The following is a 16,705-nucleotide window of genomic DNA, read 5'->3' on the forward strand; positions in this document are numbered from 1 at the left end:
TCCCCCTCGTCAGGTCCGCGCAGGCCGGCGTCACCGGCCTTGCCGGACGCATACCCGGAGGGCCTACCCGCGCCGACGGGCGGGAACACGGCCGCGACGTGCGGAAACGTCACCTCCACCGGCCGATCTCGACGTTCTCCAGCACGCCGAGCGCGTCGGGCACCAGGACGGCGGCCGAGTAGTACGCCGTCACCAGGTACTTGATGATGGCCTGTTCGTTGATGCCCATGAACCGGACCGACAGGCTCGGCTCGATCTCGTCCGGGATGCCGGACTGCCTCAGGCCGATGACACCCTGCTCGGCCTCACCGGTACGCATGGCGATGATGGAGGTCGTGCGGGCCTCGCTGACCGGGATCTTGTTGCACGGGTAGATCGGCACCCCGCGCCAGGTGGGGATGCGGTTGCCGGCGATGTCGATGGTCTCCGGGACCAGTCCCCGCTTGTTCAGCTCGCGTCCGATCGCGGCGATCGCGCGCGGGTGGGCCAGCAGCAGCTTGGTACCCCGGCGGCGGCTGAGCAGCTCGTCCAGGTCGTCCGGGCTGGGCACGCCGTCGTGCGGCTGGATCCGCTGGTCGTACTCGCAGTTGCTGAGCAGGCCGAACTCCGGGTTGTTGACCAGCTCGTGCTCCTGGCGCTCCTTCAACGCCTCGACCGTCAGCCGCAGCTGCTGCTCGGTCTGGTTCATCGGCTGGTTGTAGAGGTCGGCCACGCGCGTGTGGATGCGCAGGACGGTCTGGGCGATGCTCAGTTCGTACTCGCGGGGGCGTGACTCGTAGTCCACGAAGGTGTGCGGGATGTCGGGCTCGCCGGAGTGGCCGGCCGCCAGCTCGACCTCCTTCTCGCCGTACTTGTTGGTCCGCTGCTCCGGGATCGAGCGCAGGCGTTCGAGGTGCGCGCGCAGCGAGTCGGAGCGCTCCGCCACCTGTTCGAAGTCCTGACGGCTGAGGATCAGCACCGTGGTCGGGGTGTCCGCGCGGACGGTGTACTCCCAGATCGCCTCCGGGTCGAGCAGCGCCTGGTCACCGAAGTAGGCGCCGTCGGCGAGGACACCGAGCACGGCGTCGTCGCCGTAGGGCCCCGTGCCGACCTTCTCCACGCGGCCGTGCGCGAGCAGGTAGACCTCGTCCGTCCGGTTGCCGAAGCCGGCGATCACCTCGCCGGGCGCGAAGTCGCGCTGACGGCAGCGCCGGGCCAGCTCCGTCAGCACCTCCTCGTCCTCGTACGAGCGGAGCGCCGGCAGTTCGCCCAGTTCGTTCGGGATGACCTCGACCTGGTCGCCGGTCTTGACGAAGGTGATGCGACCGTCGCCGACGGCGTAGGTCAGCCGCCTGTTCACCCGGTAGGTGCCGCCCTGGACGTCGACCCAGGGAAGCGTGCGCAGCAGCCAGCGGGAGCTGATCTCCTGCATCTGCGGAACGGACTTGGTGGTGGTGGCCAGATTCCGCGCAGCCGCCGTCCCGAGGGACTGCTGCGGCCTGCCCTGATCCGTGCGGACCTCTTCGCCTACCGACATAGAGAAATGCCTCCCGTGTCATGCCCGGTGCCGATGCGCACGAGCACCGGTCTCACGTCCGAGGCTCCCAGCACCGGGCGCGGTGGCGCCATTACCCGAAAGAGCGGGAATGGATCATCGGATTAGCGGGCAGAAAGAGGGGCCGCGCCAGACCCGCCCCGCCTGTCCCGGCCCGTACGGCACGCGCCGGCTGTCCGGATCGGCTCGCACACCATACGAACGGTGTGTACCGGGACGTCCGGTTTAGGTAGAAGCGGGCAGGACATCCGGCCGCGACCGACGGCCGGACGGGCACGGCACGAAGGAGTCGGGCATGGCCCCACCCATGTCGGCGAGCGGATTTCTGGACGCGCTCAGGGCGGAGGGCGTCACGATCGCCGAGGTCGGCGACTGGCAGCACCACAACCGCAACCACAAGGGCCCCTGGGGGCCCGTCCACGGCGTGATGATCCACCACACGGTGACCCGGGGCGCCGAACGCACCGTGGAGCTCTGCCGCGACGGCTACGACGACCTGCCCGGGCCGCTGTGCCACGGCGTGATCACGAAGGACGGCACGGTCCACCTGGTCGGCTACGGCCGCGCCAACCACGCCGGGCTGGGTGACGACGAGGTGCTGCGCGCGGTGATCGCCGAGAAGGGACTGCCCCCGGACAACGAGGCGAACACCGACGGCAACCGGCACTTCTACGGCTTCGAGTGCGAGAACCTCGGCGACGGGCAGGACCCCTGGCCGGAGGAACAGCTGGAGGCCGTCGAACGGGTCGCCGCGGCGCTGTGCCGGCACCACGGGTGGACGGAACGGTCGGTCATCGGCCACCTGGAGTGGCAACCGGGAAAGGTGGACCCGCGGGGCTTCTCGATGTCCTGGCTGAGGGAACGGGTCGCCGAGAGGCTGAAGGGGTAGCCACCCCGGGGGGCGCGAAGGTGGGGCGCGGGGACGGTGGCGCGGGAGCGGGGACGGGCGGCGACGGGCACGGGCACGTACACGGCGAGGAGCGGGGACGGGCTGGCGGGCGGGCGGGCGGGCGGGCGGGCAACGATGACGGGCACGGCCACGGGCGCGCCCAGGGGCGACGGACGACGAGCCACAGGCGATGCCGATGGGCCACCCGGCGACGGACGTCGGGCCACGGGCCACAATGAAGCCGTGACCAGCCCGGACCCGCTCACCCCCCGCCTCCCCTCCCCCCTCCACGAGATACGTGACGACCGTTTCGGCCGCCGCGGGCTCCGGTTGGTGCTCAAGCGGGACGATCTCATCCACCCGGAGCTGATCGGCAACAAGTGGCGCAAGCTGGTGCCGAACATCGCGGCGGCGCACGGCCGCGCCCTGGTCACCTTCGGCGGGGCCTACTCCAACCACCTCCGGGCCACCGCCGCCGCGGGCCGCCTGCTGGGCGTGCCCACCACCGGAGTGGTCCGCGGGCAGGAGCTGGCGGACCGCCCGCTCAACCCGTCCCTGGCCCGGTGCGCGGCCGACGGCATGCGGCTGCGCTTCGTGGACCGGTCGACGTACCGCCGCAAGACGGAGCCGGAGATCCTGGCCGCGATCCTGCGCGCGGCCGGCGCCGAGGGCGCGTACGTCGTCCCGGAGGGCGGCAGCAACGCCGAGGCGGTGCGCGGCTGCCGTGACCTCGGCGCGGAGCTGCGCGGTCGCGCCGAGGTCGTCGCGGTCGCCTGCGGCACCGGCGGCACCCTGGCCGGCCTCGCCGCCGGGCTGGCGGACGGGCAGCGCGCGCTCGGCATACCGGTCCTGAGGGGCGGTTTCCTGGAGGACGCGGTACGGGACCTGCAGGAACGTGCCTTCGGTTCCCGCAGCGGCACCTGGTCCCTGGACGACCGCTTCCATTGCGGCGGTTACGCCCGTACGACACCGGCGCTGGAGGCGTTCGCACAGGACTTCGAGCAGCGCCACGGACTGCCGGTGGAGCGTCTCTATGTCGCCAAGTTGCTGTACGGACTCGTCTCCCTGGCGGAGGAGGGCGCCTTCGCGCGCGGGACGACGATCGCCGCCGTCGTCACGGGACGACCTTTCCCGGAGCCCCCGGAAGCCGCCCCGTAGCCCCGGCAGCCGCCCCACAGCCGCCGGAAGCGCCCCGCCGCCCCTCCGGCGGGCGCCCCCTGCGGCCCAGGCAGCCGCCCGCGACCCGCTAGTGGGCCTCCCTGAAGGCCGCCGCCTCCTCCAGGTCCAGGCGTCTGAGCAGCGCGCGCAGCATCTCGTCGTCGATGTAGCGCAGGTCGCGGAGCTTGACGAAGACCTCGCGTTCGGCGCTGATCATCTCGCGGGACAGCCGGCGGTAGGTGTCGTCCACGGACTCGCCGGTGACCGGGTTGACCTGGCCGAGCCGCTCCCAGACGGCGTTGCGGCGGCGCTCCAGCACCATGCGCAGCCGGTCGGCGAGCGGCGGCGGCAGGGTGTTGCGCTCGTCGGAGAGGAGGTCGTCCAGCCGGGCCTCCGCGGCCCGCGAGGCCTGCGCCTGGGCGTTGGCCTCGGCGAGCGTCTCGGCCTGCCGGTCACGGCCGGGGAACCGCAGCAGCCGGATCAGCGGCGGCAGTGTCACGCCCTGGACGACGAGGGTGCCGATGACGGTGGTGAAGGTCAGGAAGAGGATCAGGTTGCGGGGGCCGTCGGGCATGGTCGACGGGATCGCGAAGGCGATGGCCAGGGAGACGACACCGCGCATACCGGCCCACGAGGTGACCATCGCGCCCCGCCAGGTGGGGTTCTGCTCGCGCTCCCTGATGCGCGCGGACAGCAGCCGGGGCAGGAAGGTGGCCGGGTAGACCCAGACGAACCGGGCCACCACCACGACCACGAAGACGGCGAGCGCGTACCAGGTGGCGGCGGCGCCCTCGTACTCGCCGAGCCGCTTGAGGACGATCGGCAGCTGGAGGCCGATCAGGGCGAAGACCGCGGACTCCAGCACGAAGGCGACCATCTTCCACACCGCCTCCTCCTGGAGCCGGGTGGCGAAGTCGACCTCCCACGCGCGGTGGCCGAGGTACAGGGCGACGACCACGACCGCGAGCACCCCGGAGGCGTGCGCCGCCTCCGCGACCCCGTAGGCGACGAACGGGATCAGCAGCGAGAGCGTGTTCTGCAGCAGGGGCTCGGTCAGGTGCGTGCGCAGCCAGTGCAGGGGCGCCATGAGGACGAGGCCGATGCCGACACCGCCGACCGCGGCGAGCGCGAACTCGCGGATGCCGCCGGCCCAGGTGGCCCCCTCGCCGACGGCGGCGCCGAGCGCGACCTTGTACGCGGTGATCGCCGTGGCGTCGTTCAGCAGGGACTCGCCCTGGAGGATCGTGGTGATCCGGGAGGGCAGGCCGACCCGGCGTGCGACCGCCGTCGCCGCCACCGCGTCCGGCGGGGCCACCACCGCGCCCAGCACCAGCGCGGCGGTCAGCGACAGACCGGGGACGAGCAGATAGGCGGCCCAGCCGACGACGACGGTCGCGAAGAGCACATAGCCCACCGAGAGCAGCGCCACCGGCCGCAGCTGCGCCCTCAGGTCGAGGTAGGAGCTGTCGCTCGCCGAGGTGTACAGCAGCGGGGGCAGCAGCAGGGGCAGGACGATGTGCGGATCGAGGGTGTAGGACGGCACTCCGGGGATGTACGAGACCGCCAGGCCCACCGCGACCAGCAGCAGGGGCGCCGGCGCGGGGGTGCGCCGCGCCGCCGCGGCCACCGCGGCGCTGCCCGCCACCAGCAACAGCAGGGGCATCACGTCCATTGGTCCTCGCCCACCCTCGTCTTCGCGCGGCCACCCGCACACCCGTCGTAATCTGGCAATCATGAAACAGTGCACGCACGCCGCCGCGCTGCCGCACCCGGAACCGGAGCCCCTCGAACCGACCTGTCCCGAGTGCCTGCGGGACGGCACCCACCCCGTACAGCTGCGGCTGTGCCTCACCTGCGGTCACGTCGGCTGCTGCGACTCCTCGCCGGGCCGGCACGCGACGGAGCACCACGAGAAGTCCGGCCACCCGGTGATGCGGACCTTCGAGCCCGGCGAGGACTGGCGGTGGTGTTTCGTCGACCACGTCCTCGTGTGAGCCGTGTCGGCGTGACCGTCGGCCTGAGCGCGTGCCACCCGTACGCGTGTGAGCTGGTCGAACGCGCTCGTGTGGGCGAGACCGTCCCGTCCGACCGCCTTCTCGTGTGACACTGCATGCGGCGGCTGCCGCACGACGGTTCGAGCGTCCGACGTCTGGGTACGTCAACCCGGCGCGCGCTCTTCCCTTTTGGGCCCGCAAACCCTCTAGACACGGAGCGTATCCGCAGCTTTACTGTGAGTGACGCCAGGGGGTTGGGGTCCCGGGGACAGCAACGTTCGGAGCGCGATAGCGTCACCGCTTGAACCACGTACGCGTTACCCCCGAGGGGCGACCCTCGGCCCCGTAAAGCTTGTACCACCATGGAGGTGAGGGTGTCCCAGATCGCAGGCGAGCCCGCGACGAACCAGGACTTCGTGGAAGTCCGGCTTCCGGCTGCGGGTGCCTACCTGTCGGTGCTGCGGACGGCCACGGCCGGTCTGGCGGCCCGCTTGGACTTCACCCTGGACGAGATCGAGGACCTGCGCATCGCCGTGGACGAGGCCTGCGCGATCCTGCTCCAGCAGGCCGTGCCCGGCTCGGTGCTCAGCTGTGTCTTCCGGCTCGTGGACGACTCGCTGGAGGTCACGGTGTCGGCGCCGACCACGGACGGCCACGCCCCTTCGCGGGACACCTTCGCCTGGACCGTGCTGTCGGCCCTCGCGGGCAAGGTCTCGTCCGCCGTGGACGAGGACAAGACGGTCTCGATCAGCCTCTACAAACAGCGCGGCGCCGGCCCCGGGCCGGCGTGAGGAACGGGGACGGGCCGGTGCGGGACGAAGAGCGCGGCACACGGGAGCTGCCGACCGGGGACGGGGGTGCCCCCTGGTCGACCAGCGCCGAGACCTCCGGGGCGGACCCCCGGGACGGTTCCCGGCGCATGGCGGACGGCATCGACGGCATCCCCGAGCAGGCCAGGCCGCACCCGGAGGACGACTCCGCGCGGGCCGGCGGTGACGATGCCGCGGAAGGCACGCCGCCCCCGGCACGCGGCGGTGCCGGAACCGGGGTCCGCGCGGGGGCGAGGCCTCGGGGAAGGGCTACGGGCGGGACGATGAGCGAGCACGAGCGAAACGCCGAGGACGACGCGCCGGGCACGGACGCCGTACAGGCCGTGCGGCACGACGCCCAGGACCGCAGCGGGGCGCGGGCGATGTTCATCGAGCTGCGCACCCTGCCGGAGGGCAGCACGGAGTACGCGGAGCTGCGCAACCAGCTGGTCCGCATGCACCTGCCGCTCGTGGAGCACCTGGCCCGCCGCTTCCGCAACCGCGGCGAGCCGCTGGACGACCTCACGCAGGTCGCCACGATCGGTCTGATCAAGTCCGTCGACCGGTTCGATCCCGAGCGCGGCGTGGAGTTCTCCACGTACGCCACCCCGACCGTCGTCGGCGAGATCAAGCGGCACTTCCGCGACAAGGGCTGGGCGGTCCGGGTGCCGCGCCGGCTCCAGGAGCTGCGGCTCTCGCTGACCACCGCGACGGCCGAGCTGTCCCAGCTGCACGGCCGGTCCCCGACCGTGCACGAGCTGGCCGAGAAGCTCGCCATCTCGGAGGAGGAGGTCCTGGAGGGCCTGGAGTCCGCCAACGCGTACTCCACGCTGTCGCTGGACGTCCCCGACACGGACGACGAGTCACCGGCGGTCGCCGACACGCTGGGCGCCGAGGACGAGGCGCTGGAGGGCGTGGAGTACCGCGAGTCCCTCAAGCCGCTGCTGGAGGACCTGCCGCCGCGCGAGAAGCGGATCCTGCTGCTGCGCTTCTTCGGGAACATGACCCAGTCGCAGATCGCGCAGGAGGTCGGCATCTCCCAGATGCACGTCTCCCGGCTGCTGGCCCGCACGCTGGCCCAGCTGCGGGAGAAGCTCCTCGTCGAGGAGTAGGACCCGGACTCGGCTCCTCGGTGTGGAGCAGGCCCGGACCTGTGGGCGTCAGTCGGACCGGCCCGGCCCCTTGATCCCGAGGGCCCGGGTCGTCTCGCCGGTGACGAGGAGCACCAGCGCGGTCACGGCCACCGCCGCCACGACGATGCCCACCGGGAGGGCGACACCGTCGGAGTGGAGCAGGTTGTAGGCCACCGGAAGGGCCAGGACCTGCGTGATCACCGCGGGACCCCGGCTCCAGCCGCGTCGCAGCAGCAGACCGCGCGCGGCGAGCAGCGGCAGCAGCGCGAGGGCGACCAGGGTGATGCCGAGGGTCACGGCCTGCTGCCGGTCGTCCGGTTCTCCGGCGAGTCCGAGGACGAGCACCCACAGGCCGCCGGCCAGGAGGGCGGCGCCCTCCAGCCCGGCCAGCGCCGCCGCGTACGTCAGCCGGCGCGGGCGCGGCCCGGCGGCCGGGTCGGCTGCGGCGGCTTCGGCGGTGTCCGGGGCGGGGTTCTGCTGACTGCTCACCCCAGCAGGGTAGCCCTCCCCCTCCGGCGCCCGGGCGGGCCCCGCGCCCCCGAGTGTCCAGGCTCACGCCCCGGTCTCTTACCGGATCCCTACCTCGGTCTGGGCCGGGTACCCCCCAGTAGGTACGCTGCCATGCATGCGTGCACTTCTCGTGGTCAATCCGGCGGCTACCACCACAAGCGCACGCAGACGTGACGTGCTGATCCACGCGCTGGCGAGCGAGATGAAGCTGGAGGCGGTCACCACCGAATACCGCGGCCACGCCCGTGACCTCGGCCGGCAGGCGGCGGAGAGCGACGACATCGACCTGGTGGTGGCCCTCGGCGGCGACGGCACGGTGAACGAGGTCGTCAACGGCCTCCTGCACGACGGACCCGCCCCCGACCGCCTGCCCGGTCTGGCCGTCGTCCCCGGCGGATCCACGAACGTCTTCGCCCGCGCCCTGGGTCTGCCCAACGATCCCGTCGAGGCCACCGGCGCGCTGCTGGACGCGCTGCGCGAAGGCAGCGAGCGGGTCGTCGGCCTGGGGCTGACCTCCGGCCCGCCGGGCACCGAGGACGAGGCGGTACCGGCCCGTTGGTTCACCTTCAATGCCGGGCTCGGGTTCGACGCCGGTGTGGTGGGCCGGGTCGAGCAGCAGCGCGAGCGCGGGAAGAGGTCGACGCACGCGCTCTACGTCCGCCAGGTGATCCGGCAGTTCCTCGGCGAGCCGAACCGCCGGCACGGCACGATCACACTGGAGCGGCCCGGCGCCGACCCGGTCGAGGATCTGGTCGTCGCCATAGTCTCGAACACGTCCCCGTGGACGTATCTCGGCAATCGCCCCATGTATACGTCGCCTAAGGCCTCGTTCGACACCGGCATCGATGTGCTCGGTCTCAGCCGCCTCTCGACTGCCGCGGTTGCCCGGTATGGCACCCAGTTGCTCACTTCGTCCCCCGAGCGGGGACCGCAGGGCAGACACGCCCTCTCCCTGCACGATCTGGACCAGTTCACCTTGCATTCGAAGGTGCCCCTGCCCCTCCAGATGGACGGTGACCACCTGGGGCTGCGCACTAGCGTGACGTTCACAGGCGTACGCCGTGCACTGCGTGTGATTGTGTGAGCGGAACGGGCGAAACTCCTTTCACTCGAACGTTTAGGCCAGGATCCACCCCATGGAAGTACGGCTGTGACCTAGTCGACACCGAGGAATCAAAAAAAACTTTCCGGAAGGGGTTGTATCCGCCGCTGAGGTTTGCGAGTCTCTACGTGGCGATCGGGACGGCCCGCAACACCGGCCTCCACTGATCACCGGAACCCCTCTTCAAACACAGGACCACGCCGGGTGAAGACTCGGCAGTCGGCCCTTCACTTGTTGAGGGATTCGTGAAAGCGTTCACATTCACAAGCAACTTGCACGTAATACCAAGGAGAGGTAGCAGCCATGGACTGGCGTCACAACGCCGTTTGCCGCGAGGAAGACCCCGAGCTCTTCTTCCCCATCGGCAACACCGGTCCTGCGCTGCTGCAGATCGAGGAAGCCAAGGCCGTCTGCCGTCGCTGCCCGGTGATCGAGCAGTGTCTGCAGTGGGCGCTTGAGTCCGGCCAGGACTCCGGCGTCTGGGGTGGTCTCAGCGAGGACGAGCGCCGTGCCATGAAGCGCCGCGCCGCCCGCAACCGGGCTCGTCAGGCCTCCGCCTGACACACCCACCCCTGCTGACAGCCTGAGCTTGGCGGCGCGCACAGCACGTACGCATCTCCCGCCCCCGAGCCGCAGCGCGCAGTATCCCCCGATGCCGCTAGCGATTTAGCAGAGCAGCAACGAGCACGAGCCTCGGACCAATGGCGGTCCGGGGCTTTTTGCTGTGCTCAGGCGCCCTACCGCCGAGACACCGCCGCAAGCCCCCTCCGGCGAAAGGGAGTCGCCCCCTTACCCGGGGAACTTCCGGGAGCTTGCGCGAACTTCCGGGAATGGGGAGTCGCCTACTTCTGCGCCCGCACCGGAATGTCGAGGATCACCCGGGTCCCCCGCTCCGGCGCCGGCAGCATGTCGAACGAGCCGCCCAACTCGCCCTCCACCAACGTCCGTACGATCTGCAGACCGAGGTTGCCCGAGCGGTGCGGGTCGAAGCCCTCGGGCAGGCCGACCCCGTCGTCCTGGACGGTGACCAGCAGCCGGGCCTCCTTGGTGGTGCCGCCCCGCACCGCCGAGACCTCGACCGTGCCGGTGTCGCCCTCACGGAAGCCGTGCTCCAGCGCGTTCTGCAGGATCTCGGTGAGGACCATGGACAGCGGGGTGGCGACCTCGGCGTCGAGTATCCCGAACCGTCCGCTGCGCCGGCCGGTCACCTTGCCGGGCGAGATCTCGGCCACCATGGCGAGCACCCGGTCGGCGATGTCGTCGAACTCCACCCGCTCGTCCAGGTTCTGGGACAGTGTCTCGTGGACGATGGCGATGGAGCCGACCCGGCGGACCGCCTCCTCCAGCGCCTCCCGGCCGCGCTCGGAGTCGATGCGACGGGCCTGGAGCCGGAGCAGTGCGGCGACCGTCTGGAGGTTGTTCTTCACCCGGTGGTGGATCTCCCGGATGGTGGCGTCCTTGGTGATCAACTCGCGCTCGCGGCGCCGCAGTTCCGTGACGTCCCGGAGCAGCACCAGCGAACCGATGCGCGTGCCCTTGGGCTTGAGCGGGATGGCCCGGAACTGGATGACGCCGTCGTGTGCCTCGATCTCGAACTCGCGCGGCGCCCAACCGCTGGCCACCTTGGCCAGCGCCTCGTCCACGGGACCCCGGGTCGGGGCGAGTTCGGCCGTGGTCCGCCCCAGGTGGTGGCCGACCAGGTCGGCGGCGAGACCGAGCCGGTGGTAGGCGGAGAGGGCGTTCGGGGAGGCGTACTGGACGAGGCCGTCCGCGTCCAGCCGGATCAGGCCGTCGCCGACGCGCGGGGAGGCGTCCATGTCGACCTGCTGGTCGGGGAAGGGGAAGGAGCCGGCCGCGATCATCTGCGCCAGGTCGGAGGCGCTCTGGAGGTAGGTCAGCTCCAGCCGGCTCGGGGTGCGCACGGTGAGCAGGTTGGTGTTCCGGGCGATCACACCGAGGACGCGGCCCTCACGGCGCACGGGGATGGACTCGACCCGTACGGGGACCTCCTCGCGCCACTCCGGGTCGCCCTCGCGCACGATCCGGCCCTCGTCCAGGGCGGCGTCCAGCATGGGCCGCCGGCCGCGCGGGACCAGGTGGCCGACCATGTCGTCCTGGTAGGAGGTGGGGCCGGTGTTCGGCCGCATCTGGGCGACCGAGACGTACCGGGTGCCGTCCCGGGTGGGCACCCACAGCACCAGGTCGGCGAAGGAGAGGTCGGAGAGCAGCTGCCACTCCGAGACCAGCAGGTGGAGCCACTCGAGATCGGAGTCGTCGAGGGCGGTGTGCTGGCGTACGAGTTCGTTCATGGAGGGCACGTGTGCGAGCGTACCGGGGCCTCGTGGATGGCCGGAAAAACACCCGCGGGCCGCGGCGCCTGGAAGGGACCCTCAACCCTCCCGGCACCGCAGCCCGGAGCATCATCGGCCGCGGGGTGTGCGGTCCCGGTCGGCCGAAGTCGAGGAGCCGGAGCAGTCAGGGCAGAGAGCGCCGGTTCCTCTGTCCGCCTTCCTGTGCGGGGAAGACGGAGGCTTCTTCTTCGATTGTGGACTAGACCACTATGGCGTGTCCATGGTGCGGAGGCGTCCCGCCGCGAGGGCACCGGCACGCGATGCCACGCAGCCTAGCCCGCCCGGGTCAGTCGTGGGGCCAGATGGCCATGGCAATTTCCGCGAGCGCCTCCAGTTCCTCCCGGCGCGCGCCGTCGCGGGCCTGCTGCGACATGCCCTGGATCATCGCACCGGCATGCCGGGCGAGGGCGCATGCGTCGGTGCCGGCGGGCAGCAGTCCGGCCGCGATGTCGGCCTGGATCCGGGCTTCCAGCCGGGCGATGTTGGCGTTGCGCAGCCCGCACAGCAGCGCATCGACCTCCGGGGTGGTGCAGTTGGTGGCGGCGTGGACGATCAGGCAGCCGTGCGGGTGGGCGGGGTCGGTGTACTCGGCGGCGGCCTCGCGGAGCATGCGCGCGACACCCGCCCGCGCCGTCGGCTCCTCGGCGAGGGCGCGGTCGGTGAAGGCTCCGTGCGTGCCGGCGTAGACGCGGACGACCTCGTCGAACAGGGTGCGCTTGTCCCCGAAGGCCGCGTACAGGCTGGGGGCGCCGATGCCCATGATCCGGGTCAGGTCGGAGACCGAGGTGGCCTCGTACCCGTGCTCCCAGAAGGCCATGAGCGCCTTCTCCAGGGCCGTGGCCCGGTCGAAGGAGCGCGGCCGCCCCCGCCCCTTCGCTGCTGTGTCCTGACGCGTCGCCATGCGGATTATTTTATAGCGGTCCCTAGAAAATTGTCGGCGGGGTGGTGTACGGTCTTTCTGTATCGATCGCTAGACAAATGCGGAGGGGTGGACATGGGTGCGCTCACGGGGAAGACGGCACTGGTCACGGGCGCGAGCCGGGGCATCGGACGGGGGATCGCCGAGCGGCTCGGGCGCGACGGGGCACGAGTGGCGGTGCACTACGGGAGCAATGAGAGCGCCGCGAAGGAGACGGTCGCGGCGATCGAGGCGGCCGGCGGCTCGGCCTTCGCGGTCGGAGTGGAGCTGGGCCGCCCCGGGGACGCGGAGCGACTGTGGGCGGAGTTCGACCGGCAGGCGGACGGGCTGGACATCCTCGTGCACAACGCGGGCATCGGCACCTCCCGCGCGTTCCCGGAGATCGAGGAGGGGGAGTACGACCGGCTCTTCGCGGTGAACGTGAAGGCCCCGTTCTTCCTCACCCGGCTCGGGGCGGAGCGGCTGCGGGACGGCGGGCGGGTGGTCGCCATATCGTCGGGCCTCTCCCGCGCCGCGGCGATGCCCGACCTGATGGCGTACTCGATGACGAAGGCCGCCCTGGACGTCTTCACCCGGGACCTGTCCAAGGTTCTCGGCCCCCGCGGGATCACGGTGAACTCGGTGGCACCCGGCATCGTGGACACCGACGTCAACGCCTCCTGGCTGCGGGCGAGCGACGAGGCGTGGCAGCAAGCCGCCGGTTACTCGGCGCTGGGCCGGGTGGGCACACCGGCGGACATCGCGGACGTGGTCGCCTTCCTGGTCTCGGAGGACGGCCGCTGGGTGACCGGTCACTGGCTGGACGCCACGGGAGGCTCCCTCACCTGAGCCCCCGCCCTTCCCGACACGGCGGGCCTCCCCCGGCCCGCCGCCCCCTGCCCTGCTCCCCTTCCCTCCCTTCCTCCCTTCCTCCCTTTCTCCCTGCCTCCCTCTTCACCTCCTCCTTCTCCGCGCTCCCGCACGCCGGATTCTGTTAGATTGGTCTAAACCACATAGAGACGCACAGAGCCCTCTCAGAAGGCAGGCCCAGCGTGGAAGTTGTCATCGTTCCGGACGCCGCGGCGGGCGGCGAGCTGATCGCCGAGGCCATGGCCCAGCTGCTGCGACGCAAGCCCGACGCCCTGCTCGGCGTGGCCACCGGCTCCACCCCGCTGCCCATCTACCAGGCGCTGACCGCCAAGGTCCGCTCCGGCGCCGTGGACGCCTCGCGGGCGCGGATAGCGCAGCTCGACGAGTACGTGGGGCTGCCGGCGGACCACCCCGAGTCCTACCGCTCGGTGCTGCGCCGCGAGGTGCTGGAACCGCTCGGGACGGACATGGACGCGTTCATGGGACCGGACGGCACCGCCCAGGACGTCCAGGCGGCGTGCGAGGCGTACGACCGCGCGCTCGCCGAGGCCGGCGGGGTGGACCTGCAGTTGCTCGGCATCGGGACCGACGGGCACATCGGGTTCAACGAGCCGTGCTCCTCGCTCGCCTCGCGCACCCGGATCAAGACGCTGACCGAGCAGACCCGGATCGACAACGCCCGCTTCTTCGGCGGCGACATCGAGCAGGTCCCGCACCACGTGATCACCCAGGGCATCGGGACGATCCTGGAGGCGCGGCACCTGGTGCTGCTGGCCACCGGCGAGGGCAAGGCGGACGCGGTCGCCGCGACCGTCGAGGGTCCGGTCGCCGCCGTCTGCCCCGCCTCGGCGCTCCAGCTCCACCCGCACGCCACGGTGGTCGTGGACGAGGCAGCCGCGTCCAAGCTCAAGCTGGCCGACTACTTCCGTCACACCTACGCCAACAAGCCGGAGTGGCAGGGCATCTGATCCCGGGGGCCCGCCCCTGGTGGACCCGGCCCCCCATTCCCCTCGCCTGCTCCACCGCCTCGCTTCCCCTGTTGGCCTAGACCAACCACGGGAGCAACGGTATATAGAGGGGTCACGGAGCGTGCGGGTGGAGTGCTGACACGACAACCCGTGCCACGATGTGAGCCGTGACCGATTGGGATGTCGGTCGCTTTCGGCACCGGAGCCGGGAAGGCAGAGCATGAGCACCGACGTCAGCAGTGCGGAGAACGAGGCCGGCACCACCCGTACCGCCCGCGTGCCCAAGTACTACCGCCTGAAGAAGCACCTGCTCGACATGACGGAGACCCAGGCGCCGGGCACGCCGGTCCCGCCCGAGCGCACGCTGGCCGCCGAGTTCGACACCTCCCGCACCACGGTGCGCCAGGCGCTGCAGGAGCTGGTGGTGGAGGGCCGGCTGGAACGCATCCAGGGCAAGGGCACCTTCGTGGCCAAGCCCAAGGTCTCCCAGGCCCTGCAGCTCACCTCCTACACCGAGGACATGCGCGCCCAGGGCCTGGAGCCGACCTCACAGCTGCTGGACATCGGGTACATCACCGCGGACGACCGGCTCGCCGAGCTGCTCGACATCACCGCCGGCGGACGCGTGCTGCGCATCGAGCGGCTGCGCATGGCCAACGGCGAGCCGATGGCGATCGAGACCACCCATCTGTCGGCCAAGCGCTTCCCGGCCCTCAGGCGCTCGCTGGTGAAGTACACCTCCCTGTACACCGCGCTCGCCGAGGTCTACGACGTCCACCTCGCCGAGGCCGAGGAGACCATCGAGACCTCCCTGGCGACCCCGCGCGAGGCGGCCCTGCTCGGCACCGACGTGGGCCTGCCGATGCTGATGCTCTCCCGCCACTCGCTGGACCGCGAGGGCAAGCCGGTGGAGTGGGTGCGCTCGGTGTACCGGGGGGACCGGTACAAGTTCGTGGCCCGGCTGAAGCGGCCCGCGGAGTAGCGGGGCGAGGGGGCCGACGGGACCGTGGGCCGGCCGCGTTCGCTGAATCGATATACCGATATGCGGACGAGGTCTTCCACTGTCACGATGCCGTCACCTAGATTGCCTGCGCATTGCAGGTGATCAGCGAGGGGACGGAGCCGTGGCATGTCCGAAACGCCTGAAGTGAGACCACCGGTGGTGACACCGGCCCGGGTGGTCATCGCCGTGTGTCTCGTCGCGCCCTTCGTGGCGATGCTGTGGGTCGGCTCGTACGCCAAGACGGACCCCGCGTTCATCGGGATCCCGTTCTTCTACTGGTACCAGATGCTCTGGGTGCTGATCTCCACCGCGCTCACCATGCTGGCGTACAAGCTCTGGAAGCGTGACCAGCGCGCCCGCGGCGGCGCGGACGGGGGTGCGGCGAAGTGAAGGACGGCGTCAACGGCGTCGCGCTCGGCGTCTTCATCTTCTTCTTCCTGGCCGTCACGGTCATGGGCTTCCTGGCCGCGCGCTGGCGCAGGGCCGAGAACGAGCACTCGCTGGACGAATGGGGGCTGGGCGGCCGGTCGTTCGGCACCTGGGTCACCTGGTTCCTGCTCGGCGGTGACCTGTACACGGCATACACCTTCGTCGCCGTGCCGGCGGCGATCTACGCGGCGGGCGCGTCCGGCTTCTTCGCGGTGCCGTACACGATCCTGGTGTACCCGCTGATCTTCACCTTCCTGCCCCGCCTGTGGTCGGTCTCGCACCGGCACGGGTACGTCACCACCTCCGACTTCGTGCGCGGCCGGTTCGGCTCGAAGGGGCTGTCACTGGCGGTGGCGGTGACCGGCATCCTGGCGACGATGCCGTACATCGCGCTCCAGCTCGTCGGCATCCAGGCGGTGCTGGACGTGATGGGCGTCGGCGGTGGCGAGAACACCAACTGGTTCGTGAAGGACCTGCCGCTGCTGATCGCCTTCGGTGTGCTGGCGGCGTACACGTACTCGTCCGGTCTGCGCGCTCCCGCGCTGATCGCGTTCGTCAAGGACGCCCTGATCTACATCGTCATCGCGGTGGCGATCATCTACATCCCGATCAAGCTGGGCGGGTTCGACGACATCTTCGCCAAGGCGGGCCACGCGTTCAGCCAGGTGAACAAGGCCACCGGGGAACCACGCGGCGCGCTGGCGCCGGGGGACGCGAAGCAGTGGACGTACGCCACCCTGGCACTCGGCTCCGCGCTCGCGCTGTTCATGTACCCGCACTCGATCACCGCGACCCTGTCGTCCAGGAGCCGTGAGGTGATCCGCCGCAACACCACGATCCTGCCGCTGTACTCCCTGATGCTGGGGCTGCTGGCGCTGCTGGGCTTCATGGCGATCGCGGCCGGGGTGAAGGTCACCAACGGGCAGCTCGCCATCCCGCAGCTGTTCGAGGACATGTTCCCCGACTGGTTCGCGGGCGTCGCCTTCGCCGCCATCGGCATCGGCGCCCTCGTCCCGGCCGCCATCATGTCCATCGCCGCGGCCAACCTCTTCACCCG

General features: G+C 71.0%; 17 protein-coding genes. 12 read left to right on the plus strand and 5 right to left on the minus strand.

What is annotated here, in order from left to right; genetic code table 11:
- Positions 1–109 precede the first annotated feature (109 nt).
- A complete protein-coding gene (locus ACZ7N4_RS35345) occupies positions 110–1,516 on the minus strand; it encodes a family 2B encapsulin nanocompartment shell protein (RefSeq protein ID WP_471367276.1) in 1,407 nt (468 codons plus the stop codon).
- 313 nt (positions 1,517–1,829) lie between these two features.
- On the opposite strand from ACZ7N4_RS35345, the gene ACZ7N4_RS35350 reads away from it, so the two are divergent.
- Positions 1,830–2,423: an N-acetylmuramoyl-L-alanine amidase gene (locus ACZ7N4_RS35350; RefSeq protein WP_471367278.1), complete on the plus strand. Its 594-nt coding sequence runs from the start codon at positions 1,830–1,832 to the stop codon at positions 2,421–2,423.
- A gap of 243 nt (positions 2,424–2,666) precedes the next feature.
- Entirely contained in the window at positions 2,667–3,581 is a 915-nt protein-coding gene (locus ACZ7N4_RS35355; protein ID WP_471367280.1) for a 1-aminocyclopropane-1-carboxylate deaminase/D-cysteine desulfhydrase, read from the plus strand.
- An 88-nt stretch (positions 3,582–3,669) separates the two neighbouring features.
- On the opposite strand, the gene ACZ7N4_RS35360 is transcribed toward ACZ7N4_RS35355, so the two are convergent.
- On the minus strand, positions 3,670–5,253 hold the full coding sequence (locus ACZ7N4_RS35360; protein WP_471367282.1) for a Na+/H+ antiporter: 1,584 nt from the start codon (positions 5,251–5,253) through the stop codon (positions 3,670–3,672).
- Positions 5,254–5,314: 61 nt separating this feature from the next.
- Between ACZ7N4_RS35360 and ACZ7N4_RS35365 the strand changes: the two genes are divergently transcribed.
- The 3 genes from ACZ7N4_RS35365 to ACZ7N4_RS35375 all read left to right on the plus strand — a co-directional run bounded on the left by ACZ7N4_RS35365 (position 5,315) and on the right by ACZ7N4_RS35375 (position 7,496).
- A complete protein-coding gene (locus tag ACZ7N4_RS35365; RefSeq protein ID WP_356161233.1) occupies positions 5,315–5,575 on the plus strand; it encodes a UBP-type zinc finger domain-containing protein in 261 nt (86 codons plus the stop codon).
- Positions 5,576–5,949: 374 nt separating this feature from the next.
- Positions 5,950–6,366 carry an ATP-binding protein gene (locus ACZ7N4_RS35370; RefSeq protein ID WP_362160416.1) on the plus strand — a complete coding sequence of 139 codons (417 nt, stop codon included), beginning with the start codon at positions 5,950–5,952 and terminating at the stop codon, positions 6,364–6,366.
- 17 nt (positions 6,367–6,383) lie between these two features.
- Complete coding sequence (locus tag ACZ7N4_RS35375) at positions 6,384–7,496, plus strand: RNA polymerase sigma factor SigF (protein WP_471367284.1); 1,113 nt, start codon at positions 6,384–6,386, stop codon at positions 7,494–7,496.
- Between the two features lie 48 nt (positions 7,497–7,544).
- Here ACZ7N4_RS35375 and ACZ7N4_RS35380 read toward each other — a convergent pair whose 3' ends face one another.
- Positions 7,545–8,006: a hypothetical protein gene (locus ACZ7N4_RS35380; RefSeq protein ID WP_471367286.1), complete on the minus strand. Its 462-nt coding sequence runs from the start codon at positions 8,004–8,006 to the stop codon at positions 7,545–7,547.
- 136 nt (positions 8,007–8,142) lie between these two features.
- On the opposite strand from ACZ7N4_RS35380, the gene ACZ7N4_RS35385 reads away from it, so the two are divergent.
- Together ACZ7N4_RS35385 and ACZ7N4_RS35390 are read left to right on the plus strand one after the other, a co-directional pair.
- A complete protein-coding gene (locus ACZ7N4_RS35385; protein WP_471367288.1) occupies positions 8,143–9,111 on the plus strand; it encodes a diacylglycerol/lipid kinase family protein in 969 nt (322 codons plus the stop codon).
- Positions 9,112–9,432: 321 nt separating this feature from the next.
- Positions 9,433–9,690: a WhiB family transcriptional regulator gene (locus ACZ7N4_RS35390; protein WP_003992873.1), complete on the plus strand. Its 258-nt coding sequence runs from the start codon at positions 9,433–9,435 to the stop codon at positions 9,688–9,690.
- A 281-nt stretch (positions 9,691–9,971) separates the two neighbouring features.
- Here the strand turns inward: ACZ7N4_RS35390 and ACZ7N4_RS35395 are convergent, their stop codons facing one another.
- Positions 9,972–11,447, minus strand: coding sequence for a sensor histidine kinase (locus tag ACZ7N4_RS35395; RefSeq protein ID WP_471367290.1), 1,476 nt, complete (start codon positions 11,445–11,447; stop codon positions 9,972–9,974).
- A 319-nt stretch (positions 11,448–11,766) separates the two neighbouring features.
- Complete coding sequence (locus ACZ7N4_RS35400) at positions 11,767–12,381, minus strand: TetR/AcrR family transcriptional regulator (RefSeq protein ID WP_471367292.1); 615 nt, start codon at positions 12,379–12,381, stop codon at positions 11,767–11,769.
- Between the two features lie 93 nt (positions 12,382–12,474).
- Here ACZ7N4_RS35400 and ACZ7N4_RS35405 point away from each other — a divergent pair, with 93 nt between their 5' ends.
- The 5 genes from ACZ7N4_RS35405 to ACZ7N4_RS35425 form a co-directional block, all read left to right on the plus strand.
- Entirely contained in the window at positions 12,475–13,227 is a 753-nt protein-coding gene (locus tag ACZ7N4_RS35405; RefSeq protein ID WP_471367295.1) for an SDR family oxidoreductase, read from the plus strand.
- A 203-nt stretch (positions 13,228–13,430) separates the two neighbouring features.
- The gene (gene nagB, locus ACZ7N4_RS35410) at positions 13,431–14,216 is read left to right on the plus strand and encodes a glucosamine-6-phosphate deaminase (RefSeq protein ID WP_471367297.1); all 786 of its coding nucleotides are present in this window, start codon (positions 13,431–13,433) and stop codon (positions 14,214–14,216) included.
- Positions 14,217–14,436: 220 nt separating this feature from the next.
- Complete coding sequence (locus tag ACZ7N4_RS35415) at positions 14,437–15,198, plus strand: GntR family transcriptional regulator (protein WP_189999811.1); 762 nt, start codon at positions 14,437–14,439, stop codon at positions 15,196–15,198.
- A gap of 147 nt (positions 15,199–15,345) precedes the next feature.
- Positions 15,346–15,609 carry a DUF3311 domain-containing protein gene (locus tag ACZ7N4_RS35420; protein WP_471367300.1) on the plus strand — a complete coding sequence of 88 codons (264 nt, stop codon included), beginning with the start codon at positions 15,346–15,348 and terminating at the stop codon, positions 15,607–15,609.
- Positions 15,606–16,705: sodium:solute symporter family protein (locus tag ACZ7N4_RS35425; protein WP_471367302.1), on the plus strand; the 1,100-nt coding region annotated here is incomplete at its 3' end. The genes ACZ7N4_RS35420 and ACZ7N4_RS35425, both read left to right, overlap by 4 nt.

The organism is Streptomyces sp. NPDC107654, from assembly GCF_055639035.1.

What these genes read in the sequence shown, in the direction of transcription:
- ACZ7N4_RS35385 (WP_471367288.1), top strand. Translation starts at nt 8,143, where the DNA reads ATGCGTGCACTTCTCGTGGTCAATCCGGCGGCTACCACCACAAGCGCA.
- ACZ7N4_RS35400 (WP_471367292.1), bottom strand. Translation starts at nt 12,381, where the DNA reads ATGGCGACGCGTCAGGACACAGCAGCGAAGGGGCGGGGGCGGCCGCGC.
- ACZ7N4_RS35390 (WP_003992873.1), top strand. Translation starts at nt 9,433, where the DNA reads ATGGACTGGCGTCACAACGCCGTTTGCCGCGAGGAAGACCCCGAGCTC.
- ACZ7N4_RS35365 (WP_356161233.1), top strand. Translation starts at nt 5,315, where the DNA reads ATGAAACAGTGCACGCACGCCGCCGCGCTGCCGCACCCGGAACCGGAG.
- ACZ7N4_RS35420 (WP_471367300.1), top strand. Translation starts at nt 15,346, where the DNA reads ATGTCCGAAACGCCTGAAGTGAGACCACCGGTGGTGACACCGGCCCGG.
- ACZ7N4_RS35405 (WP_471367295.1), top strand. Translation starts at nt 12,475, where the DNA reads ATGGGTGCGCTCACGGGGAAGACGGCACTGGTCACGGGCGCGAGCCGG.
- ACZ7N4_RS35415 (WP_189999811.1), top strand. Translation starts at nt 14,437, where the DNA reads ATGAGCACCGACGTCAGCAGTGCGGAGAACGAGGCCGGCACCACCCGT.
- ACZ7N4_RS35345 (WP_471367276.1), bottom strand. Translation starts at nt 1,516, where the DNA reads ATGTCGGTAGGCGAAGAGGTCCGCACGGATCAGGGCAGGCCGCAGCAG.
- ACZ7N4_RS35350 (WP_471367278.1), top strand. Translation starts at nt 1,830, where the DNA reads ATGGCCCCACCCATGTCGGCGAGCGGATTTCTGGACGCGCTCAGGGCG.
- ACZ7N4_RS35360 (WP_471367282.1), bottom strand. Translation starts at nt 5,253, where the DNA reads ATGGACGTGATGCCCCTGCTGTTGCTGGTGGCGGGCAGCGCCGCGGTG.